This window comes from Priestia sp. TSO9, from assembly GCF_021029645.1.
GTDB classification, from domain to species: domain Bacteria; phylum Bacillota; class Bacilli; order Bacillales; family Bacillaceae_H; genus Priestia; species Priestia megaterium_E.
On record NZ_JAJEKD010000009.1, the window covers coordinates 484,069 to 508,345 of the forward strand.

Annotated in this window: 22 protein-coding genes; 21 read left to right on the forward strand and 1 reads right to left on the reverse strand. The window is 33.6% G+C overall.

The features are described from left to right. Window positions 1-489: 489 nt before the first annotated feature. Window positions 490-3,030 (forward strand): Ig-like domain-containing protein, encoded by a 2,541-nt coding sequence (locus tag LJC66_RS05235; RefSeq protein WP_230931960.1) that lies wholly within the window; start codon window positions 490-492, stop codon window positions 3,028-3,030. A gap of 225 nt (window positions 3,031-3,255) precedes the next feature. Then, entirely contained in the window at window positions 3,256-4,263 is a 1,008-nt protein-coding gene (locus LJC66_RS05240; protein WP_230931961.1) for a serine O-acetyltransferase, read from the forward strand. Window positions 4,264-4,284: 21 nt separating this feature from the next. Here LJC66_RS05240 and LJC66_RS05245 read toward each other — a convergent pair whose 3' ends face one another. Further along, entirely contained in the window at window positions 4,285-4,734 is a 450-nt protein-coding gene (locus LJC66_RS05245) for a VanZ family protein (RefSeq protein WP_230931962.1), read from the reverse strand. A gap of 747 nt (window positions 4,735-5,481) precedes the next feature. On the opposite strand from LJC66_RS05245, the gene galU reads away from it, so the two are divergent. The 19 genes from galU to wecB all read left to right on the forward strand — a co-directional run bounded on the left by galU (window position 5,482) and on the right by wecB (window position 24,273). Continuing rightward, complete coding sequence (gene galU / locus LJC66_RS05250; RefSeq protein ID WP_230931963.1) at window positions 5,482-6,378, forward strand: UTP--glucose-1-phosphate uridylyltransferase GalU; 897 nt, start codon at window positions 5,482-5,484, stop codon at window positions 6,376-6,378. A 19-nt stretch (window positions 6,379-6,397) separates the two neighbouring features. After that, the gene (locus LJC66_RS05255) at window positions 6,398-7,084 is read left to right on the forward strand and encodes a sugar transferase (protein ID WP_230931964.1); all 687 of its coding nucleotides are present in this window, start codon (window positions 6,398-6,400) and stop codon (window positions 7,082-7,084) included. Between the two features lie 171 nt (window positions 7,085-7,255). Next, window positions 7,256-8,581: a UDP-glucose dehydrogenase family protein gene (locus LJC66_RS05260; RefSeq protein ID WP_230931965.1), complete on the forward strand. Its 1,326-nt coding sequence runs from the start codon at window positions 7,256-7,258 to the stop codon at window positions 8,579-8,581. A gap of 116 nt (window positions 8,582-8,697) precedes the next feature. Continuing rightward, window positions 8,698-9,831 (forward strand): glycosyltransferase family 4 protein, encoded by a 1,134-nt coding sequence (locus LJC66_RS05265; RefSeq protein WP_230931966.1) that lies wholly within the window; start codon window positions 8,698-8,700, stop codon window positions 9,829-9,831. Window positions 9,832-9,839: 8 nt separating this feature from the next. Next, a complete protein-coding gene (locus LJC66_RS05270) occupies window positions 9,840-10,697 on the forward strand; it encodes a glycosyltransferase (protein WP_230931967.1) in 858 nt (285 codons plus the stop codon). A gap of 21 nt (window positions 10,698-10,718) precedes the next feature. Further along, entirely contained in the window at window positions 10,719-11,987 is a 1,269-nt protein-coding gene (locus LJC66_RS05275) for an O-antigen ligase family protein (protein ID WP_230931968.1), read from the forward strand. After that, window positions 11,974-13,455, forward strand: coding sequence for a lipopolysaccharide biosynthesis protein (locus LJC66_RS05280; protein WP_230931969.1), 1,482 nt, complete (start codon window positions 11,974-11,976; stop codon window positions 13,453-13,455). Before LJC66_RS05275 ends, LJC66_RS05280 begins: the two co-directional genes overlap by 14 nt. Beyond that, window positions 13,431-14,126 carry an acyltransferase gene (locus LJC66_RS27930; protein ID WP_308280724.1) on the forward strand — a complete coding sequence of 232 codons (696 nt, stop codon included), beginning with the start codon at window positions 13,431-13,433 and terminating at the stop codon, window positions 14,124-14,126. The genes LJC66_RS05280 and LJC66_RS27930 overlap by 25 nt, the downstream gene beginning before the upstream one ends. A 110-nt stretch (window positions 14,127-14,236) precedes the next feature. Continuing rightward, on the forward strand, window positions 14,237-15,631 hold the full coding sequence (locus LJC66_RS05290; RefSeq protein WP_230931970.1) for a glycosyltransferase: 1,395 nt from the start codon (window positions 14,237-14,239) through the stop codon (window positions 15,629-15,631). A 6-nt stretch (window positions 15,632-15,637) separates the two neighbouring features. Next, entirely contained in the window at window positions 15,638-16,795 is a 1,158-nt protein-coding gene (cps2T, locus tag LJC66_RS05295; protein WP_230931971.1) for a beta 1-4 rhamnosyltransferase Cps2T, read from the forward strand. A 16-nt stretch (window positions 16,796-16,811) separates the two neighbouring features. Beyond that, on the forward strand, window positions 16,812-17,714 hold the full coding sequence (gene rfbA / locus LJC66_RS05300; protein ID WP_230931972.1) for a glucose-1-phosphate thymidylyltransferase RfbA: 903 nt from the start codon (window positions 16,812-16,814) through the stop codon (window positions 17,712-17,714). Beyond that, window positions 17,711-18,265 carry a dTDP-4-dehydrorhamnose 3,5-epimerase gene (gene rfbC / locus LJC66_RS05305; RefSeq protein ID WP_230931973.1) on the forward strand — a complete coding sequence of 185 codons (555 nt, stop codon included), beginning with the start codon at window positions 17,711-17,713 and terminating at the stop codon, window positions 18,263-18,265. The genes rfbA and rfbC overlap by 4 nt, the downstream gene beginning before the upstream one ends. A gap of 7 nt (window positions 18,266-18,272) precedes the next feature. Beyond that, on the forward strand, window positions 18,273-19,283 hold the full coding sequence (rfbB, locus tag LJC66_RS05310; RefSeq protein WP_230931974.1) for a dTDP-glucose 4,6-dehydratase: 1,011 nt from the start codon (window positions 18,273-18,275) through the stop codon (window positions 19,281-19,283). Continuing rightward, complete coding sequence (gene rfbD, locus LJC66_RS05315) at window positions 19,283-20,128, forward strand: dTDP-4-dehydrorhamnose reductase (protein WP_230931975.1); 846 nt, start codon at window positions 19,283-19,285, stop codon at window positions 20,126-20,128. The genes rfbB and rfbD overlap by 1 nt, the downstream gene beginning before the upstream one ends. Window positions 20,129-20,283: 155 nt before the next feature. After that, window positions 20,284-21,036, forward strand: a complete 753-nt coding sequence (locus LJC66_RS05320) for a YveK family protein (RefSeq protein WP_230931976.1) — start codon at window positions 20,284-20,286, stop codon at window positions 21,034-21,036. Beyond that, on the forward strand, window positions 21,026-21,736 hold the full coding sequence (locus LJC66_RS05325) for a CpsD/CapB family tyrosine-protein kinase (protein ID WP_230931977.1): 711 nt from the start codon (window positions 21,026-21,028) through the stop codon (window positions 21,734-21,736). Before LJC66_RS05320 ends, LJC66_RS05325 begins: the two co-directional genes overlap by 11 nt. A gap of 393 nt (window positions 21,737-22,129) precedes the next feature. Continuing rightward, the gene (locus tag LJC66_RS05330) at window positions 22,130-22,897 is read left to right on the forward strand and encodes a tyrosine-protein phosphatase (RefSeq protein WP_230931978.1); all 768 of its coding nucleotides are present in this window, start codon (window positions 22,130-22,132) and stop codon (window positions 22,895-22,897) included. A 38-nt stretch (window positions 22,898-22,935) separates the two neighbouring features. Beyond that, a complete protein-coding gene (locus LJC66_RS05335; RefSeq protein ID WP_170959563.1) occupies window positions 22,936-23,088 on the forward strand; it encodes a hypothetical protein in 153 nt (50 codons plus the stop codon). Between the two features lie 60 nt (window positions 23,089-23,148). Then, entirely contained in the window at window positions 23,149-24,273 is a 1,125-nt protein-coding gene (gene wecB, locus LJC66_RS05340; protein ID WP_308280725.1) for a non-hydrolyzing UDP-N-acetylglucosamine 2-epimerase, read from the forward strand. The last annotated feature ends 4 nt before the right edge of the window (window positions 24,274-24,277 follow it).

The following is a 24,277-nucleotide window of genomic DNA, read 5'->3' on the forward strand; positions in this document are numbered from 1 at the left end:
TTGCTTCCATAAGGGAGATTGATTCATTGACAATAGATGTAGCAAATATAGCAAAGAAATTGTAAGAATTGATTGCGATATTTAAAGGGTTGGAAGCTTTCAAAGCCAAGAGAAAAACTGAAGCAAAAAGATGCAGTAAAAAACAAGCTGAAACTAGTAAGACTATCTGCAGCTAATTTCATACATGAAAAAAAGTCTGGTTCTCATTGAGAACCAGACTTTTTTTCGGTTTTATTATCAAGCAAGATATAAAGATATCTCTAGCATTATAGCATGAACAAAGGACAATAGTCATTAAAATATGGAAAATAAATAAGAAAATATCTTTATTGGATTTTAAAATAATTGTCACTGTTCACAGATAATAAGCAGCAAGCTAAATAAATGAAGATAAAGTACTGGAAAATCTAAGGGTTTATCCGATATTAGAAAAGATGCCTTTAAATTTATATAGTACTAGAAAAGTAGTAAAAGTAAGGAGAGCAGCCAATGAAAAACATGATGAGAATCTTGGTAGCGATAGCTATCATTCTAGTTCCTTTAACGGTTTTTTCGACAGCAGAAGCCGTAGGAACAGAACCTCTTGTATCAGTAGAACTAAGAAATTACTTAGGCAATAAAAGCAGTATTACAATTCACCCTTCAGCATTGTATCGTCTTAAAGGTGAGGATGTAGCTCTGCAAGCAAATAAAGATTATGAAGTGAAAGCAGCAGGCACGAACGTGGCGCTATATCAAGAAGGAGAAAAGGTAGGAGAGTTTTCTAGCTTTGAAGTTACACCTTCTACTTATGATGCAAAACTTACTATTAACGGCATGTCTTATTTAGGGGACATGAAGTTTATAAATGAAAGCAATAAGTATGTTCGTCCTGTCAACACTCTTCCTATAGAAGATTATTTAAAAGGTGTAGTAGGAAAAGAGCTGTATTGGTCTTTTAAAACAGATACGTTTAAAGCTCAGGCAGTAGCAGCAAGGACGTATGTACTTAGTCTTAAGAAATCAGTAATTAACGATACGACGAATTTCCAAGTGTACGGAGGCGACTATTGGGATGAACGTATCGGAAAGGCTGTAGATGATACATTCGGACAAGTCCTCACGTATAAGGGAAGTATTATAAACTCGGTATATTCTTCAAGTAATGGAGGGATTATTCAATCCAATACAAATGTCTGGGGAACTCCAGTTAATACATATTCTCAAGTAAAAGATGATCCGTATGATCCGCAAAAAATATGGACCAAAACGGTTCGGAAAAAACAAATTGATTTATCAGGAAAAGATTTAAAAAAACCAGAAGAATGGTGGAGCAAAACAAAAGAGGCTGATGCAGAAATGACCAATCGTCTTAAAGAAAAAATGGCAGCTGGAGAACTAAAAGGAAAAGATATTAAGGTTACAAGCATTTCAAAAATTAATTTCTACGCTCCTGACTCAGCCAAGCGTGTAACAAAAGGCGATATTAGTGTCAAATATATTGTGAAAAATGAGTTTGATAAGAACGGGAATATTGAGGAAAAGCAGTGGGATTTAATCGGCAGTTCAGCTGGAACAATCAATTATCTTATTACTGAAGGAGGTATTGGAAGTAAATATGTGACAGATATTAATGATGATGGAACTTCTATTGTCATTAAAGGAAAAGGATTTGGACATGGGATAGGTATGAGTCAATTTGGTGCTGACGCCATGGCTACTGGAGACAAAAACTATCAGGAAATTCTCGCATTTTATTATCCTACGACTCTTCTAACAAGCGCTTATGACACAGCTTATCCAAGGATATATAAAGTACTGCCTAATGCGCCAGAAGTAAACGACATCACATCAGAAGATAATAAGGTGATGGGAAAAGCTGCTCCTGGAAGCATTGTGTATGTGAAAAAAGGATCAACGTTGTTAGGCCGTAGTACAGTATCCAATCAAGGTACATATTCTGTATCTATACAGCCGCAGGCAGCTAAAACTAAAATTGGCGTAGTGATTAAAGATAGTGCAGGATACAGCCCTTATACATATAAAACAGTTATACAAAAAGTAACAAAACCAGAAGCACCAACCATTAACAAAATCTACGATCAAGATACATCAGTCAGTGGAACAGCTGAAGCAAACAGTATCGTATATGTAAAAAAAGGAGCAACAGTGCTGGGAAGAGGAGTAACAACCAAGCAAGGAACGTATAGCATTGGAATAGCATCTCAACCCGCTAATACGAAAATAGGCGTGACGGTGAAAAACAGCGCTGGGTATAGTGGCTATACGTACATGACTGTTTCAAAAACTGTTCAAAAACCAGCCGCTCCTGTTATTTATACAGTGACTGACCAAGATACACATGTAACGGGGACGGCTGAAGCAAACAGTATTGTGTATGTAAAAAAAGGAGCAACAGTGCTGGGAAGAGGAGTAGCAACCAAACAAGGAACGTATAGTATTGGAATAGCGCCTCAGCCTGCTAAAACGAAAATTGGCGTGACGGTAAAAAACAGCGCTGGGTATAGCATGTACACATACAGTACGGTAGGGGCAAAATATACAGCACCTAGTGCACCCGCAGTTAGTGATATTACGGATGAAACCGCAGTCGTGACAGGAACGACTGAAGCAAGAAGCCGTGTATATGTTAAAGCAGGAACAAACGTAATTGGAATAGGTACGGCAAATAGTAAAGGTGCATTTAGCATCTCTATTCCAAAACAAGCAGTAAACACTAAAATAGGCGTAACGGCAAAAGGAAAAGGCGGATACAGTCCTTATACTTACAAAACGGCGGTATCCTCTAGTGCTTCAGCACCTAGTGTAAACCGTGTTTTTAGTCTTGCAAACACAGTGACAGGGACAACAGAACCTAAAAGTGTTGTCTATATCAAAAAAGGATCTCAGCTGATTGGAAGAGGCGTAGCGGATAGCAAAGGCTCTTTTAATATAGCCATTATACCGCAGGCAGGCAAGACGAAAATCAGTATCATTATTAAAAATCCAAACGGTAAATACAGCCCGTATCGTATTGTGACGGTCGGTTAACAAAAAAGCGGACGCATTTAAACTATAAATACGTCCGCTTTTTGCTTATTCAGCTTTATAAAAGAAGAGAAGGAGATAACAAACCTCCATATATTAAAAAGAAAACCAAATTTTTCTCTCCGTTTTTTCTTGATTAAGATAGAATAGAAAGAGAATCTATTACATAGGGACTAAAGTATTCAGTTGCAATAAGAGTATGCAGCTGAGGAACAAAAGGAGTTACGAATGGAACTATCGACTACTGATGTAACAATTGAACTTAAAAACTTTTATCAGCTTCTAGTTACTTGCCACGGACAACACAAACATACAAAAATGTCTTATTACTTAATTAAAGATCAAGAAGTCATTGAAAAGGTACCGTATTCTAGAAATCATTCACATACATTCAACCTATATGAACGAGGAAGGTATAGAGTAAAAGTCTTTATGCGGAACACGAAAGGAGAGCAAACAGTAAAAACAAGCGACGATTTTCGCTACAGGGATTTTGAAACAAAAGATTATCCAGTCTATGAACAGAAAATCTATTCGATAGTAGGTGTGCATCGAAATGCGGCTTTTATTAAACTATTGATGGAAAAACATAATCAAATTAGAAGTTTTATTGATCCTACCAACCAATACTGCGGCCAAACTTTTTTTGATCTTCCGGTTGAAAGTTTTGAAGACATTAAAGGACAAAACGTTACGTTAATTGCGTTAGAAGGTCTTGAACTAGACGAATATCAAACGGAGAGCTATAGCTTAAAAGTAAGTGAAACAAATATACTGACAAATAACTTACATCGTTTCCTTGCTATGGATCTTTACAAGCTATCTAGAACATTTTATGAAAATGACTTAACAAAAGGAGCGGAATACGTAAAAGACTTTATTCGTCATAAATTCAACTCTTATATTCCATACACAGCAGAAATAGGCGAAGGGACAAAGCTAGGCTACGGGGGCATTGGAGTTGTTATTCAAAAATCAGCGAAAATCGGAAGAAACTGCACTATCTCACAAAACGTAACCATAGGCTCACGCGGCAAACAGCCGATTATTGGAGATAATGTATACATTGCTCCTGGAGCGATTTGTATTGGAGGAACGATTGGAGATAATGTTGTAGTAGGAGCGAATGCGGTAGTGACAAAAGATATTCCAAGCAACTGTGTCGTAGCGGGAGTGCCAGCTAAGATTATTAGTACGGAGATGGAAAAGTACGAGAAATATGTAAAAAAGGAATAGAGGAAACGCAAAAAAAGATCTCTAATTTCTAGAGATCTTTTTGTATCTATAAAGTAAAAATAAAAACAGTGCACCGCCAAAGGAGTCAATAGCTACATCAATAATTCGCCCATCGCGTCCAATAATAAAAGCTTGATGCAATTCATCTAAAAAAGCAAAACAAGCCAGTAAAACCCACGCTTTTACATATCTCCAAGAACTTTTTTTCAAATTCCAGTAAATTAATAGGGCTAATAAGCCGAAAAAAGAAATATGAGCAATTTTACGTAAGATAAACTCTAGATTAAAACCGTATGTATAAGACGTATAAAATTCACTGCCAGGATGTAGCACGGACCAAAGAGTAGCTTTATGATTCCAAACTGAAACATTGCTCCATGAGTTCGGATCCGTCACTTGAAGATGAGGCGTGTGGGAAAAATGAGAAATAGCAAGTATCATTGCAACAACACAAATTCTTTTTAGTATCATACAAAAAATTCCTTTTGTTTTTAGATTTATTTTCATATCGTAAGAGAAAAGCAGTGAAAATGCAAGAAATATCCTTAAGTATCTTTATCTTCGCATAATACATTAAGATATTTTCATATAGAAATATCTATTATTTTCGCTGTATATGACAGAAGTTCTAACCACTTACTAAATATAGAAAAAAGAAAGACTATCAACATTTAACGACATGAAAAGGTCTTTTGGAGTGAAAATATTATCTTTTCATTCAAAAAACTTGTTATATCGCAAAATTCGACAAAAAAATTCATCCCTCTTTTCCTATTTTTGTGATAACATTAATTTTACGATTGTATCATAAGTTATAGGTCTAATGACTATTAATGAAAACTTATAGAAAAATATGAGAATAGATAAGATAAATGAACTATAAAAATCCTTTTAGATAATGTGTCGAACCCTTAGAAAACTTGTTGAAATTAAAGACAAGTTTTTAATTTTTATCTAGTAAAGGATTAATATTCAAAAATAGTCATATAAAGCTTAATATGTATGGTGATGTCTCCTCAGCCACTATCAAAGGAGGCACTCGGCTGCACTGTGGGTAGAAAATACCTTAGACACGTCTGTTGTCAGGAGTGTGGTGTGAGGTGGGGTTAAATGCCCCAATTAATTTATAAGCACTTACGAATGCGCTGTTGCTGCAGCTTGTTCGTAAGTGCTTACAAAAAGTATATATAAATAGGAAGAAACAAGGAGTGAATGACGATGAAAAAAATTAAAAAAGCTATTATTCCAGCTGCTGGACTCGGCACTCGTTTTTTACCAGCAACAAAAGCAATGCCAAAAGAAATGCTTCCAATTGTTGATAAACCAACTATTCAATATATCGTCGAAGAAGCGGTTCAATCAGGTATTGAAGACATCATCATCGTAACGGGCAAAGGAAAACGCGCGATTGAAGATCATTTTGATTATGCTCCAGAACTTGAAAATAATTTAGTCGAAAAAGAAAAATTCGATATTTTAGAAAAAGTGCGTCAATCTTCAAACGTAGATATTCACTATATTCGTCAAAAAGAACCAAAGGGATTAGGTCACGCTGTATGGTGTGCGCGTAACTTTATCGGCGATGAGCCATTTGCTGTGTTGTTAGGCGATGATATTGTCCAAGCGGAAACACCTTGTCTTCGCCAGTTAATGAATGAATATGAACAAACTCTTTCGTCCGTAATAGGCGTGCAAACGGTTCCTGATAACCAAACGCATCGCTATGGCATCGTAGATCCGATTTCAAATGACGGCCGCCGTCATCAAGTGAATACATTTGTAGAAAAACCAGCCGCGGGTACAGCTCCTTCGAATCTAGCAATTATGGGACGATACGTATTCACACCTGAAATCTTTAAATTTTTAGAAGAACAAGAAGTCGGAGCAGGCGGTGAAATCCAATTAACAGATGCCATTCAAAAATTAAACGAAATCCAGCGTGTGTTTGCCTATGATTTTGAAGGCAAGCGTTACGATGTTGGAGAGAAGCTAGGATTTATTGAAACGACAATTGAATTTGCATTGCAGCATAAGGATATGAAAGATCAAGTATTGCATATTATGGAGAGATTGGTTAAAGAACAGAAGAAAAGTGAGACAGTTCAAGTAAAATAAGAGAAGGGGTTAGATTGCTATGCCGCCAGTAGCTGGAAAAGAAGCTGTTAAGCAAGTAAAAGCACCCCAGATAAATAACACCATTTCTGTAAATGAGCGTCTATTGTATCTAATCTGCAAACGAAGCATAGATATACTTGGCTCACTTATAGGTCTTGTTATTTTATCTGTGTTTATTTTAGTTATTGCGATTGCTATTAAGTTAGAAGATCCTAAAGGTCCTATATTCTTTTCACAAAAGCGCATAGGAAAAGATGGAAAAGAGTTTGATATGTACAAATTTCGCTCCATGGTGACGGATGCTGAAGAGAGATTAAAAGATCTTCTAGAGTTAAATGAGACGACAGGTGCAATGTTTAAAATGAAGAACGACCCCAGAGTTACAAGGATTGGACATTTAATTCGTAAAACTAGTATTGATGAACTTCCACAGTTGTTTAATGTGCTGAAAGGGGATATGAGTCTTGTAGGTCCTAGACCGCCATTACCACGAGAAGTAGCAGAATATACTAACTACGACAAGCAGCGTTTGTTAGTTGTACCAGGGTGTACAGGTTTATGGCAAATAAGTGGTAGAAGTAATATAGGTTTTAAGGAAATGGTCAATTTAGACTTAGAATACATACAGAAACGTACAACTTTAATAGACTTGAAAATTATTTTCAAGACTGTTTTAGTGCTTTTTGGTTCAAAAGATGCATTCTAAGAATTCGCTATTTTAACTTATTTTTTAGCTAAGATTATAATTTTTGTTTATTTATATTGCATATCGGGAGAATTGCGTAAAACTAGGAGCGTTATAAATATCTTTATAGAGATAATTAAAAAATCTCTATAATCTTTTAATGAAATTAAGATAGAACTTGAGGTGTTCATAATGAAAATTGCAGTGATAGGAACAGGCTATGTAGGGTTAGTAACGGGAGTTAGTCTATCAGAAATTGGACATAAAGTAACATGTATCGATATCGATACTGAAAAAGTGAAAAAAATGAAACAAGGAATTTCACCTATTTATGAACCAGGATTAAGTGAAATGATGAAAAAAAATATTGAAGCAAATAGATTGCATTTTACAAGTGTTCACAAAGAGGCATTTGACGAAGCTGACATAATATACATCGCTGTAGGAACGCCAGAAAAATTAGATGGATCAGCTGACTTTACATACATAGAAGCTGCTGCTAAAGAAATTGCTAATAGTGTGGATAGAAATGTAATTGTTGTTACAAAGAGCACAGTACCAGTAGGCTCAAATCAAAAAATTAAACGAATTATTGAAAGCCATTCTACAGAGGGAATTCAAGTCGAGATAGTCTCTAACCCAGAGTTCTTAAAAGAGGGATCAGCAATTTATGACGCATTTAATGGTGATAGGATTGTTATTGGGTCTTCAAGCACTAAGGCTGCTGCTTTACTAGCAGAAATCAATAAACCTTTTGGTATACCTATATTCCAGACTGATATAAAAAGCGCAGAAATGATTAAATATGCGTCTAATGCTTTCTTAGCAACAAAAATTAGTTTTATCAATGAAATTTCAAACTTATGTGAATTACTTGGAGCAAATATAGAAGAAGTTGCTAAGGGAATGGGGCTAGATCAACGCATTGGAAATAAATTCTTAAATGCTGGTATAGGATACGGTGGTTCATGTTTTCCTAAGGATACAAAGGCATTAGTACAAATTGCTGGAGATTACAATTATGATTTTGAGTTATTAAAAGGAGTTATAAATGTAAATAAAAAGCAACAAATTTTATTGATTAATAAATTACTAAATAGATTTGGGAAAATAGATAACCTTACAATTGGTATATTAGGATTAGCATTTAAACCGAATACCGATGATGTTCGTGAAGCAGCTTCTATAATTGTCATTGAAAAGCTTGTTTCATTAGGGGCGAATGTGGTGGCGTATGATCCTGTAGCAATAAAGAATGCTAAACCTCTACTTCCAAAACGTGTAAGATATACAGATAACATTGATGAATTGCTTGAAGAAGTCGATACTGTATTAATTTTAACTGAGTGGGAACAGATAAAAAATATTGATCTAAATAAATACAACAAGATGAATACCAATGTAATATTCGATGGACGAAATTGTTATGAAGCTGAAATGATGGAAAACTTTGGTTTTGAGTATCATTCAATTGGAAGGCCTCTAACAACTAAAGGTATTAAACAGATAACAAACTAAAATTACTAAAAATATTAATTTTGTTTAAATGTTATCTAGTATTATATACAATATTTAGTATATAGTCTGAGTTATACATCCGTTAATAAGATTACACTAGATTAGGAAGAATGATAATGAAAAAAGTATTATATGTTAGAAATGGTCCGTACGTAGTAAATCCATCATTATATAATCTTCAAGAAATTGGATTCTGTAAAGCTTTAGCTAGCAAAGGGATTAGTTCCGATATTATTTATTATGCGCCTGAAAATAAGGATGAAATTATATATAAAGATGATAACGCTGTGATAAGAATCTTATGGAGAAAAGGTTATAAGTTTCTCCGTACAGGTCTTTATCCCTCATTATTAAAGAAAAGCTTCGTAAACGAATATGATATGATAATCACCACGGAATATAGTCAAATTATGAGTTTACTATGGACATACTTTAAGCCTAAAGTTGTTCTATATAATGGCCCATATTACAATTTATTTAAAATTCCATTCTGCGAAAAGATTTACGATACTCTTTTTGTAAAAGCAATTAACAAAAAAGTTGATAAAACTTTCACTAAGTCAACAAAAGCCCAAGTATATTTAGAAAAAAAGGGCTTTTGTAACGTAAGTACTTTAGGCGTCGGACTAAACAATGAAATTTTTGAAGTGGAATCCCAAACAGTTCCACCTCATATACAAAAAATTATTAATTATATAAAAGATACAAAAAATATTCTTTATGTAGGTTCTTTAGATGAAAGAAAAAATTTCTCTTTTCTAATTAAAGTATTTAAATTAGTACTAAAACGTGAAAAAAACATTAAATTAATAGTAGTTGGAAAAGGTAAAAGAGGTTATGTTGATAAGTGCCTGTCAACAGTTGACGACGATATTGCTAAGAATATTATTATCTATGATAAAGTTGCGAATAAATATTTAAAAGAAATATATATAAATTCTAATGCTTTTGTATTGCCTTCTAAAAAAGAGATTTTTGGAATGGTATTGTTAGAAGCGATGTATTTTGGAGTTCCGACTATAACAAGTGATAATGGAGGTTCAAGTACACTAATTCAAAATGCTAATAATGGATTTATCATAAAAGAGTTTGATGAAGTTTTATGGAGTGAGACTATTCTAAATGTTATAAGAGATGAACAATTATCGCAGATGATTTCAAATAATGCTGAGCTCACTATAAAAAATAATTTTACATGGGATTCTATTGTCGATAAATTTTTATCTGAAATAAGTAATATTGAGAGGTAACTAAGCCGATGATTACGTATGTTATACTTCATTACTTAACTAACGATGACACTTCAAAATGTGTGAAATCTATTCAACAATGCAACCAAAATCAAGACTTTAACATTGTTATCGTTGATAATGCCTCACACAATGAAAGTTTTTTATCAATAAAAGAAGAATTTTCAAATTTAAGTAATGTTTATTTTATTGAAAATGACTATAATATGGGATTTGCTCAGGGTAACAATATAGGGTACGATTATGCCAAAAATATTCTGAAAGCTTCTTTTATCGTAATTTTGAATAATGACATAATTGTTAAAGATAGAGAGATATATAAAAAGATAAAAGAATCATACAAAAAATATAATTATCATATAATGGGTCCGGATATAATTTCCTTAATAGATAAGGGACATCAAAATCCACTATCCAACGTAACTTCTTCTAAGAAAGAAATTTATTCAAATATAACAAGATATACATTTTTATTATTATTAAATTATATTTATATAGAAGAACTAATAATAAAGCTAAAGAAAAAGCTTTTCTTTTCAAAACAAGAAAAACTGAAGGTAGAGAACTTTAACGAAATAAAAGAAAATATACCCTTACATGGAAGTTTTCTAATTTTTTCACCAAGTTTTATAATAAAGAACAATGAAGCGTTTGATGGAAGAACATTTTTATTTTTGGAAGAAGATATTTTATTTTATAAGGCGAAAATTAATAATTATAAAACGTTATATTATCCTGAAATATGTGTTCTCCATAAAGAAGATTCCTCTACAGATTTTTTAACCAAATCTAAGTTGAAAAAACGCAGATTTATTTATAAAAATTTAATTAAGTCTTCTTTAGTGTTAAAAGGTATTTTAAAGTAATCGTCTAGGAGTGCTAATCTATTGAAAACAATCTTCACAGCAATAATAATGCTTCTAATTATTTTGAAATTAAACTTCTTTTATTTATTAAAGGTTCCGCAAGGGATAAGTGAATTTAATTCAGATCACCAAAATATATTATTAGTGATCATCATTTTAGTATCTCTTACCTTTTTCTTTACCTTTATGTTAAAAAAGCCTCAATTGTATCCCTTAGGATCGATTGTTATTTTATTTTTAATGCTGTTTTTTTTAGAAATGTTATTTAGTACATTCAGGTATAACCAACCACTATTTGATGTAATAATATCTGGTAATTATAGCCTGGTTTTCGGGATGTATTTTATCACGCTATATTACCTATATATGAACAAGGCATATCATAAACTAGTTAATTTCTTGATAGTTTGTAGTGTTATTTTGACGTCTTTATTCATTATTCAATATTTTTTACTCAACAGAGGGGTTATATTTTTAAATTTAACTCTTGATAGGTTACGGTTTGGGGAATACAGAATTTATCAACTTGGGGATTTTGTTAATTTCATGGTAGTTATAGCTGTCGGAGTATTACTAAAAGGTAAAGAAAAGATTTCTAAAAAAAATTATTATTTAACTATAGCGTGTCTACTTTTAGGTGTATTTCATATCATATTTGTTGCAAAAACAAGAAGTGCCTTAGTTATTGTAATTTTATCAATATTTATAATGATGATATATAAATGGAGGAAAGATATACTTAAGTTTGTTGTAGGCACGGCTTCTCTATCTATAATCATAATTCTTTTTAGTTTGACTCCTACAGCTAAAGCTTATATAGAATCGTTTGGGGTATACGATGCTAGTGTATCTGCGAGAGAAAGAGCTATAGATTTATATATGAGTCAATTTTATGAAAATCCGTTGCTAGGTATGGGTTTTATTCGGGGAGTAGAAGGAACGGATTTATATTATTTATTAAGAGGAACTAGTGGTAATTTAACGAGAACTGATGTAGGTTTTATCGGTTACCTCAATACATTTGGTATTATTGGAGCTATTCTTTTCATCTTATTATTTTTCAAAGTCTTTAGAGTTATATTGTTTCTTATCTCTAAGAAAATAATGATAAATTATTTAGAAGTACTTGGACTATTTGTATTCTTTACTTTAAGTTCAGTAAATTTAATTGCCTTTGACCCTCAACGAATTTTTTATTTTGTATTATATCTGAGTTTTGTTTCCTATATCTATTATATAAATAAATATCATAATGAAAGTAAGGTTAAATTCCAATATGAAAAACCCTAATATTTTACATTCATCTTGGTTATATGCAGTAGCAACATTAGTGCCAGCTTTGTTGGGGATGTTATCAATATCTATTTTTACAAGAATTTTTAATGCTTATGAGTTCGGAGAGTACAGTTTAGCTCTTAATACAGCAGTATTTCTTTCCACATTACTAGTTCAATGGATTCAACAATCAACTCAAAAGTATCGTCCTATTTATACTCGAGAAAATAAAATAGACGAGTTTAATAGCAATCTGTTAAAGATCCTATTACAAGTTTCTGGTGTATTTCTAATAGTTGCAATTATAAGCTATATATTTCTAAAAGGTTTTATTTCAATAGGATATTATTATTTCCCTATAGTTTTTTTGGTTGTTTCAAATATTTTCTTTCTATCTTTTAGTACAGTTTTACAGTCTGACTTTAAAGTTAGTAGATTTAAGAATATTAGTGTATTAGCATCTTTCTTAAAATTAATATTGCCATTAATTCTTTTGATGACTTTAACAAAGTCACCTACTATGATTTTAATAGGAACAGCACTAGTCCAATTTGTTTTTGTTGCTAGTATTTATTTTAAAGATTTAAAACCAGCAGTATTGGAAAAACAAAATCGTGATAGTTACAAATCTTTTAAAATGAAATTTATTCAATTTGGGCTTCCTATGGTTGGATGGTTTATTGCAAACTCAATTATTACTCTATCAGATAGATATATGTTGCAAATTTTTGCAGATGATAGACAAGTAGGAATCTATTCTGCTAATTATAGTTTGATTATTGCCGGAATTGGGTTGCTAACTAGGCCTATATTGTCAGTAGCTCATCCTGAATTAATGAACATGAAGTATGAAACTAAAGAAGAAAGGAAACGAATTGAGCTAAGAAATCAGTCGTTTACGCAGTGGTACTTTATCTTAACAATTCCTATTTTTTTCTTTTTATTGTCGTACTCAATTAATTTAGTAAATATATTTTTGGGGGAACAGTTTCACGAAGGATACAAGATTTTACCTATTTTGTATTTGTCCTTATTAGTATGGAATGCGGGACTGTTTGGGCATAAGGGCTTCGAAATATTATCTAAAACTAAGGTTATGATGATACTTGTTGCCTGTAGTGCAGTAATCAATGTAATTTTAAATTTATTAATAATACCTAAATACGGTTATCTCGGGGCTACTTATGCTTCTTTATTATCGATGATAACGTATCCAGTCAGCGTATATTTTTTGTCTAAAAAAAATATACCGTGGAAGATTAATTTTTTAAGTCTAACAAAAACAATTATTGCAAGTTTGGTATCTTTTAAGGTAGCGTATCTTATTACGAGTTTAATAAAAAATGGCTTTATACAATTATTTTTTGGGTTTAGTGTTGGTACCATAATTTATTTGGTTCTAATGATTTTAATAAAAGGTATTACAGTGCCAAACTCATATGAGAAAAGAGTGAGAATTTGGTTAAATTTCTTGAAAAGCTAATATTTTTAATCAAAAAGAAGGAATTTAAATTAGATGATTCAATATCAGCGTCAGATTTTCTAATGATTTGTTTTTTAAGAATATTAATGATAGTGAGAGGATTTTTCCAATGTGTTTTTAGAGTCAAATTTAATCGACTTATCTTTACAGGTAAAAAAGTTACTTTATTACATAAGAAGCACATGACTTTTGGACAATCTGTGACGCTAAATAATTATGTGGAAATAAATGCTCTTTCTAAAAATGGAGTTGTTTTAGGAAATAACGTTTCTATAGGTGCGTACAGTAAAATACAGTGTACTGGATCATTATCTAAGTTAGGTGTAGGACTCGAAATAGGATCTAATAGTGGGGTAGGAGAGTTTTCTTATTTTGGTGCTGCAGGAGGTATTAAAATCGGATGTAATGTGATAATGGGACAAAATGTGAGGTTCCATTCTGAAAATCATATATATAATCGTATTGATATACCGATTAGAGAACAAGGAGTATATAGTAAAGGAATTATAGTTGAAGATGATTGTTGGGTTGGAGCAGGCAGTGTTTTTTTAGATGGAGTAACCGTAGGAAAGGGATCAGTTATTGCTGCTAATTCTGTAGTTAACAAAGATGTTCCACCATATTCGGTTGTTGCAGGTATTCCTGCTAAAGTTATAAAAAACAGAAAATAATATAAGAGGGAAAAGCACATTTCCTTAGAATATTGAGTCGTTAGAAAGTTTATGTGTTATTATCCAAAACATTATTAAAAATAAGTATATCTTTGATGAGGCGGGAAATAATGAACATACTTCATTACACATTAGGGTTACCACCTTACAGAAGTGGTGGGCTAACAAAATATTCCCTTGATTTGATGCTTGAACAAGTGCGTAGTGGACATCAAATTCACCTTTTATATCCAGGTCAATTAACACCATCGAATAAGGTTACGATTAAACAAAATAAAGAGTATAAAGGCATTGATGTATACGAAATTATTAATCCTCTACCAGTTTCTTTGTTGGGTGGTGTAATTAATCCTGATAAATTTATGAAATCATTAAAACCAGGAACTCAATTATATCTAAAATTTCTTAAAGCGTTAAACATAGAAGTTGTACATATACATACTTTAATGGGACTTCATGGTGAATTTATGCAAGCTGCTAAAGAGCTAAATATAAAATTAATTTTTACTACTCATGATTATTATGGAATTTGTCCCAAAGTAAATTTGATCGATAGTAAAGGTGATATATGCAAGGATTTCAAAGAGGGGGCTAACTGTATAAGTTGTAATGAAAATGCTTTTAGTTTACCCATGATTTATGTTATGCAGTCGCACTTCTATAAATATTTTAAGGATAGTAAATTAATTAAAAGTTTAAGAACATTTAAAAAAAATAAAAAAAGTGCACAGATATCAGATCAAAAATCTATCGAATTAAATGATAATAATTCAATACTCAATAGTGCTCAATTACAGCAAAAATTTCTTCAGTTGAGAGACAACTATATCAATATGTTAGAAATGGTAGATTTATTCCATTTTAATAGCCAGTTAACTAAAAATGAGTATGAGAAATATATCACTAAGCCCAATAAAGTTATCTCAATTACGCACAATGATATTAAAGATAATCGGAAAATCAAGGATTATAAACATACTAAACTTCAAATAGGATTTTTAGGTCCCATAGAAGAATACAAGGGATTTCCATTACTACGTAAAAGCTTATTAAAACTATTAGAACAAGGAGAAATTAATTGGCATCTTTCAGTTTATGGAAATGATAGAGAGATTGAACTCACGGAAGATAAACAGCATATTTCGTTTCACGGGAAATATAAGCAAAGTGATTTGGAAAGTATTTTTGATCAAATCGATGTTTTGATCGTACCAAGTGTGTGGAACGAAACGTTTGGCTTTATTGGGTTAGAAGCAATGTCTCATGGAGTCCCTACAATTGTAACTGAACACATAGGCTTCAAAGACTTAGTTCAACATGAGGTTAATGGGCTTATTGTTGGTGCCAATGTCAATGAGTTAGCGCATGCTATTAAATATGTAATTGATAATAAAAAAGAAACACTTGAAAAATGGAATAATAATATTTGTAGAGGTCCATTTCTATCAGTATTATCTTTTCATAATAAAGAAATTGAAGAATTATATAAAAGTGCTAGGAGTTAAATGATCATGAAAAATGTCTTTATTATAGGTTCAAAGGGCATTCCTGCAAAATATGGAGGATTTGAAACATTTGTTGAATATTTAACAAAAATGAAAGTCAGTGAAGAAATAGCTTATCATGTTTCCTGTATGGCTGAAGATAACAAAGAATTCTATCACAACAATGTTCGCTGCTTTAATGTGAGAGTGCCTAATATCGGAAGTGCTAAAGCGGTTTTGTATGATATTTTAAGCTTGAAAGAATGTTTAAACTATATAAAAGAAAAGAAACTTACTAATTCAATAGTATATGTACTGGCTTGCCGGATCGGCCCGTTCTTCGCTAAATACAAAAGAGCTCTTGAAAAAATGGGCGTCCAAGTATTTGTGAATCCTGACGGACATGAGTGGAAGCGAAGTAAATGGAATTATTATATTAGACAGTATTGGAAACTTTCTGAACGTCTCATGGTTAAACATGCAGATTTATTAGTATGCGACTCTAGAGGAATAGAAGATTACATACAAAAAGATTATCAACGTTATTCTCCAAATACCACTTTTATTGCTTATGGTGCGACAGTAGAAGAGGCGCCATTAAGTAGTACTTCTAGCAAATTAACTGAATGGTATCAAAAACATGGCGTTGAAGCATTGGAATACTATTTGATTGTTGGTCGCTTTGTACCCGAAAATAATTATGAGCTAATGATCAGAGAGTTTATGGTATCTAACTCGAAAAAAGACTTAGTTATTATTTCAAATGTAGAGCAAAATAGCTTTTATGAAGAACTTTTAAAACGTACAAACTTTAACCAAGATTCACGTATTAAGTTTGTTGGAACAGTATATGATCAAGAATTACTTCAAAAAATTCGTGAACAAGCATATGGCTATTTTCACGGACATGAAGTAGGAGGAACCAATCCTTCTCTACTTGAAGCACTTGCCTCTACGAGACTTAATTTATTACTGGATGTTGTTTTTAACAGAGAAGTAGGAGCTGAAGGGGCAGTCTATTTTAATAAAAATAAAGGTAATTTAGCAAAGTTAGTGGATTCGGCAGATTTATATAACAACGATACAATTAATTTAATGTCAAAAAAAGCTAAAAAACGTATCGTTGAAGAATATTCATGGGAAAAAATTGTTGACGAATACGAGACGTTATTTTTAAAAAATTAATAAAGGAGCTGGAAATATGAAAGGCATAATATTAGCAGGTGGCAGTGGTACTAGATTGTATCCTATTACACGATCGATTTCGAAACAATTAATTCCAATTTATGACAAACCGATGATTTATTATCCATTATCTGTATTGATGTTAGCTGGTATAAAAGATATATTAATTATCTCCACCCCTACGGATACTCCTCGTTTTGAACAGTTGCTTGGAGATGGGAAAGATTTAGGTATTAATTTAAGCTACGAAGTACAAGAATCGCCTGATGGGCTAGCACAGGCATTTATCATTGGTGAAGAATTTATTGGAAATGAATCAGTGGCACTTATTTTGGGAGATAATATTTTCTATGGTCACGGATTTACAAAAACACTAGAGCGTGCAGCAAACCGTTCTGAAGGGGCTACAGTGTTTGGGTATAATGTTAAAGACCCTGAACGTTTTGGTGTAGTAGAATTTGATGAACAAGGAAAAGCCATTTCTATTGAAGAAAAGCCTGTTCAGCCCAAGTCGACATATGCCGTAACAGGTCTGTATTTCTATGACAATGATGTAGTAGAAATCGCAAAATCTATTAAACCATCAGAGCGTGGGGAATTAGAGATTACTTCAGTTAACGAAGAATATTTACGTCGTGGTAAACTCCAAGTAGAGTTGCTAGGACGTGGTTTCGCATGGCTTGATACAGGTACTCACGAATCATTATTGGAAGCTTCTACGTTTATTGAAACAGTTGAAAAACGTCAAAGTCTAAAAGTGGCATGTTTAGAAGAGATAGCGTTCCGCAAAGGTTACATTACAAGAGAACAGTTAATTCAACTAGCCGAACCATTAAAAAAGAATGAGTATGGACAGTACATGCTACGTTTAGCGAATCAAAGTGCATTAGAAAAAATATTGGTGGGTGGAAAAGCATGAATATTATAAAAACAAAATTTGAAGATGTGATCTTGATTGAACCAAAGGTTTTTGGCGATCATAGAGGTTTCTTTACAGAAAGCTATAATAAAGAAATGTTTAAACAAAACGGAATTGATATGGATTTTATTCAAGATAACCATTCATTATCTCAGCAACCAGGCACGTTGCGAGGTATGCATTATCAGTTGAATGACAAAGCACAAACAAAACTTGTACGTGTAACAAGAGGTGCGATTTATGATGTTATTGTAGATATCCGAAAGGGTTCACCTACATATGGAGAATGGCAAGGGTTTATTTTATCAGCAGATAATAAACGTCAGCTTTTAGTACCAAAAGGTTTTGCACACGGCTTTTGTACGATTGTAGAAAATGCCGAGGTTCAATATAAAGTAGACGAGCTATATTCTCCAGAACATGATAGAGGCATTGCTTGGAATGATCCAGCTTTAAATATTGATTGGCCGTTTAATAATCCAGTTCTCTCTGACAAAGATACAAAACATCCAACTTTAGCAGAAGCAGATAATAATTTTACTTGGGAGTGATTCAATAATGAATATTTTAGTGACGGGTGGAGCAGGTTTTATTGGAAGTAATTTTGTACGTCATATGGTAGAAACATACCCTAGTTATGGTATTGTAAATTATGATTTACTTACATACGCAGGTAATCTTGAAAACTTAAAAGATATTGAAAGTCATGAAAACTATACGTTTGTAAAAGGTGATATTAACAATAAAGAACTCGTAGATCATTTAGTTAAATATCATAATATTGATGTAATTGTGAACTTTGCAGCGGAATCACATGTTGATCGTAGTATTACAGAGCCAGATATTTTTATTAAGAGTAATGTGTTAGGTACACAAGCACTTTTAGATGTAGCAAAAGCTAATAACCTGAAGAAATATGTACAAGTATCAACCGATGAAGTATATGGTTCACTAGGTGAAACTGGTTATTTTACAGAAGAAACCCCTCTTGCTCCAAACAGTCCTTACTCTGCAAGTAAAGCAGGGGCTGACATGCTTGTTAGTGCGTACCACGAGACCTTCGGTATGAATGTTAATATCACAAGATGTTCAAATAACTATGGTCCTTATCATTTTCCTGAGAAATTGATTCCATTAATGGTAACAAATGCTCTAGAAGGAAAAGAACTTCCTATCTATGGAGATGGTAAAAACGTTCGTGATTGGTTACATGTAAAAGATCATTGCGCTGCTATTGATTTGGTTATTCATAAAGGAGCGCCAGGAGAAATTTATAATGTAGGCGGGCACAATGAACGAACAAATAATGAAATTGTACATTTAATCGTAGAGAAACTTAATGCTCCAAAAGAATTAATTAAATTTGTAGAAGACCGACTTGGGCATGATCGTCGTTATGCAATCGATCCTACTAAATTAACAACAGAGCTTGGATGGAACCCAAAATACACGTTTGATACAGGAATTGTTGAAACAATTCAATGGTATTTGGATAATCAAGACTGGTGGAAAAACATTAAATCAGGTGACTATGTAAACTACTACAACAAACAATATGGTGATAAATAATGAGTCAAAAAGTCTTAATTACAGGAGCGAATGGACAGCTTGGTAAGGAATTAGTTGAGCTCTTTACTGAAAAAGGTTTTGAAGTCTATGGATTTGGTCGAGACAGAATGGATATTACAAACCAAGCGCAGGTTCAAGAAATGATTAGTACCTTGAAACCAAATATTGTACTTCATTCAGCTGCTCATACACAAGTAGATTTAGCTGAGTCAGAGCCTGATCAAGCATTTCTTATCAACGCATATGGTACACGCAATGTTGCTGTAGCGGCAGAAGCAGTAGGAGCAAAGCTTGTATATGTAAGTACGGATTATGTGTTTGATGGCACAACTGATGAACCTTATAATGAATTTTCTCCCACTTCTCCTTTAGGTGTATATGGAAAGTCTAAGTTAGCCGGTGAACAATTTGTCCGTGATTTACACTCTAAATTTTTTATTGTGCGAACTTCTTGGGTATACGGCAAGCATGGAGCTAACTTTGTTAAAACTATGCTGAAATTAGGAGAAGAAAGAAAAGAACTTTCCGTGGTAGCTGATCAAATAGGATGTCCAACTTACACATTAGATTTAGCTCATGCTATTTTAGAGTTAGTAGGTACTCAGAAATATGGTGTGTATCACATCTCTAATAGTGGAAGTTGTTCTTGGTACGAATTTGCAAAAGAAATTTTTAAAGTATCAAATATGGAAGTGCAAGTAAAACCATGTACAACAGCTGATTTCCCTCGTCCAGCGGCGAGACCAGCTAATTCTGTTTTTGAACACATGTCTATAAAGTTAAACAACTTTACTTCAATTAGACATTGGAGAGAAGCATTAAGCAGCTTTTTGAAAAATAATTAACTTTTTTATTAAAACTCCTGCATTAATTCCGATATAAGACTAGGAAATGTAAAGCTTTCATTTAATTTACAAAAGAATATAGTAAAAGGATCTTTTGTCAACTATAATGAACAGTATATTGAATTTTTAGAAGTTATTAAGTTCGGAGGTCAACTATGGAAGAGATACTTAGTTTGCGAGAGTTGTTTGCAGTGCTTCGTAAGCGTCTTTGGCTTATTGTACTGATTACAATTATCGCTGCAACCGTAAGTGGAGTGATTAGCTTTTTTGTGCTAACGCCTGTGTATGAATCAAAGACACAAATTTTAGTCAATCAAGCGAAAAATGATCAGCAGTTATATAGTAATCAAGCCGTTCAAACAAACGTGCAGCTTATTAACACGTACAATGACATTATTACAAGTCCGGCTATCTTAGATAAAGTGGTGAAAGAGTTAAAACTTGATAAATCTGCTCAATCCCTAAGCGGTCAAATTCAAGTGACAAGCGCACAGGACTCGCAGGTAGCACGGATTGTCGTACAAGATACAAGTGCAAAACGTGCAGCTCAAATTGCCAATACAACGGCTTCTGTTTTTCAAAAACAAGTGCCTAAACTTATGAATGTCGACAATGTTAAAGTTCTTTCAAAAGCAGCGATTGGCGAAAGTGCAAGCCCAATTAAGCCTCAGCCATTAATGAATATTGCAATTGCATTAGTAGTCGGTTTAATGGTAGGTATCGGGCTATCATTCTTACTTGAGTACTTAGACAACACGTTAAAAAACGAGCAAGATATTGAAAATATTCTAGGGCTTCCTGTGATTGGAGTCGTCACGAATATTAAAGATGTGCCTAAGTCATCAAACGTATCGCGACCAGATGTAGCTGCTCGCGTACCGCAAAGAGGTGAAACGTATGGCTCGTAAAAACAAAGCCCAAAAAAATGATAAAATGCTAACGTTAAAAAGACGTTTGCTTGCTCATAACAGTCCAAAAGATCCGGTAGCTGAACAGTACCGTACGATTCGTACAAATATCCAGTTCTCAAACGTTGATCAAGACATAAAGACGATTGTTGTAACATCAAGCGGTGCTGAAGAAGGGAAGTCTACAACAACTTCTAATCTAGCAACCGTTTACGCACAGCAAGGTTTAAACGTATTACTAATTGATGCTGATTTACGTAAACCAACGGGTCATTACACATTCCGGTTAGAAAACCATATTGGCCTTACGAATGTATTGACACGTCAATCTACGTTAGCGCAAGCGGTTCAAGAGTCAGAAATTCCTCATCTTTCTGTTTTAACAAGCGGTCCTATTCCGCCGAATCCATCTGAACTGCTAGCATCTGCTCAGATGGTTGAGTTGTTAAAAGAAATGAAAGAGCAGTTTGATATGATCATTTTTGATACGCCTCCGATTTTAGCTGTGGCTGATGCGCAGATTTTAGCGAATCAAGTAGACGGCACGATTTTAGTAGTCAGCAGCGGTAAAACAGAGAAAGACGCTGCATTGAAATCGAAAGAGCTGTTAAGTAGTGCGAAAGGCAAACTGCTTGGGGTTGTGTTAAATAACCGCAAAGTAGAAGAAGGTAACTACTATTACTATTATGGTAGCAATTAATTAAAGCCTCCCCGCTAGCTTTTGCTAGCGGGGAGGCTTTTTGGCGTATTTTTATAGAGAAAACGTATAAAAAATTATGACTATTGTTATAGAAAGTTTAAAATGTGAGATTTTTCATAGGTGAAGTATTTATAAAGAATTAGTAAAATTTTTCTATTTGTTCATGTATTGGCAAGATAGCTAAAAAGTAGGTTTTTCTCGGTAAACAGCGCTTTTTAGGGCTTGTTCAGTAGTTCAAATGAAATGAATAAATTTATTCAGACTATTCTTAAATATTTACAGGACGTTGATTTGCAGATGTTTCGACAAAAAAAGACATAGAAATACATGTTGTAATATGCTAACATAAGTATTGCTTTAATTAGGTCTTAAGAAGGATAGGGGTGAGGGTAGATGATTGACTTACATTGTCACATTTTGCCTAATGTCGATGATGGTTCTGCAAGTAGTGAGATGAGTATTGAAATGGCAAAGCGAGCTGTCTCAGAAGGCATTACGGCTATTGTTGCCACGCCTCATCATCAGAATGGCAGATATCATAATGAAAAAGAAGCTATTTTACAGAGTGTTGAACGATTAAATAGTTTGCTTGTTCGTGAAGGAGTGCCATTAACCATTTTACCTGGTCAAGAAAACCGTATTTACGGTGAAATCTTGGAAGACTATCATCAAAACAAAATACTCACTTTAAATAATACGGGAAAATACTTGTTTGTTGAATTTCCTTCAAGTCAAGTCCCTCGATATGCGGAGCGGCTGCTGTTTGATATTCAATCACAGGGAATCATCCCTATTATCGTCCATCCAGAACGAAACAGTCGGTTGTTAGAGGACCCTGATCTTCTCTATAACTTTATTAATAAAGGAGCATTAGCTCAAGTTACAGCTTCTAGCTTGGTTGGACACTTTGGAAAGAAAATAAAGAAATTTTCTCACCAGTTAATAGACGCCAACCTCGTGCATTTTGTTTCCTCAGACGCCCATAACCTCCAACATCGCTCTTTTCATATGCAAGAGGCGATTGATGTGATTGAGAGTGCGCATGGAAGAGATTATTATTATATGTTTCTAGAAAATGCTCAATGCGTCGTCGACGGAACAAGATGCTACAAAGAATCTCCGGAAAAAATTATGCGGAAAAAGTTTCTAGGTATTTTTTAATGCCTAGAGGGTAGAAGCTATTGAGCAGTATAGAAAACATGAAAGAATTTGATCATTTACCTAAGAGTGTAAAAAAGGCTGTGCGGTACATTTACCAAGATGCATCTTACGATCAGCTGCTGATTTTAAAAAAACATTTAGCACATGCCATTCAGCAGAAAGAACAAGAACTTTATAAAAAAAGAGACTAGTATTTTCTATTAAAAATACTAGTGCTTTTATACATAATTTAATGAAACTAGGTGACTACATTGCAACAGCGTATTAAAGTAATGACGATTTTTGGAACACGTCCAGAAGCCATTAAAATGGCTCCCCTTGTATTAGAATTAAATAAACGTTCAGAAGAATTTGAATCTATCGTGACGGTAACAGCTCAGCATCGTGAAATGCTAGACCAAGTGCTGCGTGTGTTTGATATTACACCAGATCACGACTTAAACATTATGAAAGACCGTCAAACGCTTATGGATGTCACAACACGCGGACTTCAAGGACTAGATCAAGTCATGAAAGAAGTTCAGCCTGACATCGTACTGGTGCACGGCGATACAACAACAACCTTCATCGCAGGTCTTGCGGCTTTCTATAATCAAATCAAAGTAGGCCATGTAGAAGCGGGTCTTCGTACATGGAATAAATACTCTCCGTACCCGGAAGAAATGAATCGCCAGTTAACAGGAGTATTAGCGGATCTTCATTTTGCTCCCACTACAAAGTCTGCTCATAACTTATTGCAGGAAAACAAAAAAGAAGAAACGTTGTTTATTACAGGAAACACGGCAATTGATGCATTAAAAACAACGGTATTAGAAGAATATTCTCACCCCGTATTAGATCGTGTAGGAAATGACCGTTTAATTCTGTTAACGGCTCACCGCCGTGAAAATCTTGGTGAACCAATGCGCAATATGTTCCGTGCGATTAAACGAATTGTAGAGGAGCATGATGACGTACAAGTAGTCTACCCTGTACATTTAAATCCTGTTGTTCGTGAATTGGCAGATGAAGTGTTAGGAAATGATTCTCGCATTCAATTAATTGAACCTCTAGAAGTAGTAGACTTCCATAATTTCGCTTCACGTGCTCATATCATTTTAACGGATTCAGGCGGCGTGCAAGAAGAAGCTCCTTCATTAGGTGTGCCGGTATTAGTCCTGCGTGATACAACAGAACGTCCTGAAGGTATTGAAGCCGGAACGTTAAAGCTTGCAGGTGTAGAAGAAGAAACGATTTATTCACTTGCTAAAGAGCTTTTAACAAATGAAGAAGAATATGCGCGTATGTCTAAAGCATCGAATCCGTATGGCGATGGCCTTGCTTCAAAACGTATTGCCGATGCAATTAGTGAATATTTTAATGCTCAAAATAAGTAATTAG

Coding starts and splice junctions, on each gene's coding strand:
- rfbC (WP_230931973.1), top strand. CDS start 17,711: ATGAATATTATAAAAACAAAATTTGAAGATGTGATCTTGATTGAACCA.
- LJC66_RS05290 (WP_230931970.1), top strand. CDS start 14,237: ATGAACATACTTCATTACACATTAGGGTTACCACCTTACAGAAGTGGT.
- LJC66_RS05330 (WP_230931978.1), top strand. CDS start 22,130: ATGATTGACTTACATTGTCACATTTTGCCTAATGTCGATGATGGTTCT.
- LJC66_RS05240 (WP_230931961.1), top strand. CDS start 3,256: ATGGAACTATCGACTACTGATGTAACAATTGAACTTAAAAACTTTTAT.
- LJC66_RS05260 (WP_230931965.1), top strand. CDS start 7,256: ATGAAAATTGCAGTGATAGGAACAGGCTATGTAGGGTTAGTAACGGGA.
- LJC66_RS05245 (WP_230931962.1), bottom strand. CDS start 4,734: ATGATACTAAAAAGAATTTGTGTTGTTGCAATGATACTTGCTATTTCT.
- rfbD (WP_230931975.1), top strand. CDS start 19,283: ATGAGTCAAAAAGTCTTAATTACAGGAGCGAATGGACAGCTTGGTAAG.
- LJC66_RS05270 (WP_230931967.1), top strand. CDS start 9,840: ATGATTACGTATGTTATACTTCATTACTTAACTAACGATGACACTTCA.
- LJC66_RS05255 (WP_230931964.1), top strand. CDS start 6,398: ATGCCGCCAGTAGCTGGAAAAGAAGCTGTTAAGCAAGTAAAAGCACCC.
- LJC66_RS05335 (WP_170959563.1), top strand. CDS start 22,936: ATGAAAGAATTTGATCATTTACCTAAGAGTGTAAAAAAGGCTGTGCGG.
- LJC66_RS05280 (WP_230931969.1), top strand. CDS start 11,974: ATGAAAAACCCTAATATTTTACATTCATCTTGGTTATATGCAGTAGCA.
- LJC66_RS05320 (WP_230931976.1), top strand. CDS start 20,284: ATGGAAGAGATACTTAGTTTGCGAGAGTTGTTTGCAGTGCTTCGTAAG.
- rfbB (WP_230931974.1), top strand. CDS start 18,273: ATGAATATTTTAGTGACGGGTGGAGCAGGTTTTATTGGAAGTAATTTT.
- galU (WP_230931963.1), top strand. CDS start 5,482: ATGAAAAAAATTAAAAAAGCTATTATTCCAGCTGCTGGACTCGGCACT.
- LJC66_RS05325 (WP_230931977.1), top strand. CDS start 21,026: ATGGCTCGTAAAAACAAAGCCCAAAAAAATGATAAAATGCTAACGTTA.
- LJC66_RS05265 (WP_230931966.1), top strand. CDS start 8,698: ATGAAAAAAGTATTATATGTTAGAAATGGTCCGTACGTAGTAAATCCA.
- LJC66_RS05235 (WP_230931960.1), top strand. CDS start 490: ATGAAAAACATGATGAGAATCTTGGTAGCGATAGCTATCATTCTAGTT.
- rfbA (WP_230931972.1), top strand. CDS start 16,812: ATGAAAGGCATAATATTAGCAGGTGGCAGTGGTACTAGATTGTATCCT.
- cps2T (WP_230931971.1), top strand. CDS start 15,638: ATGAAAAATGTCTTTATTATAGGTTCAAAGGGCATTCCTGCAAAATAT.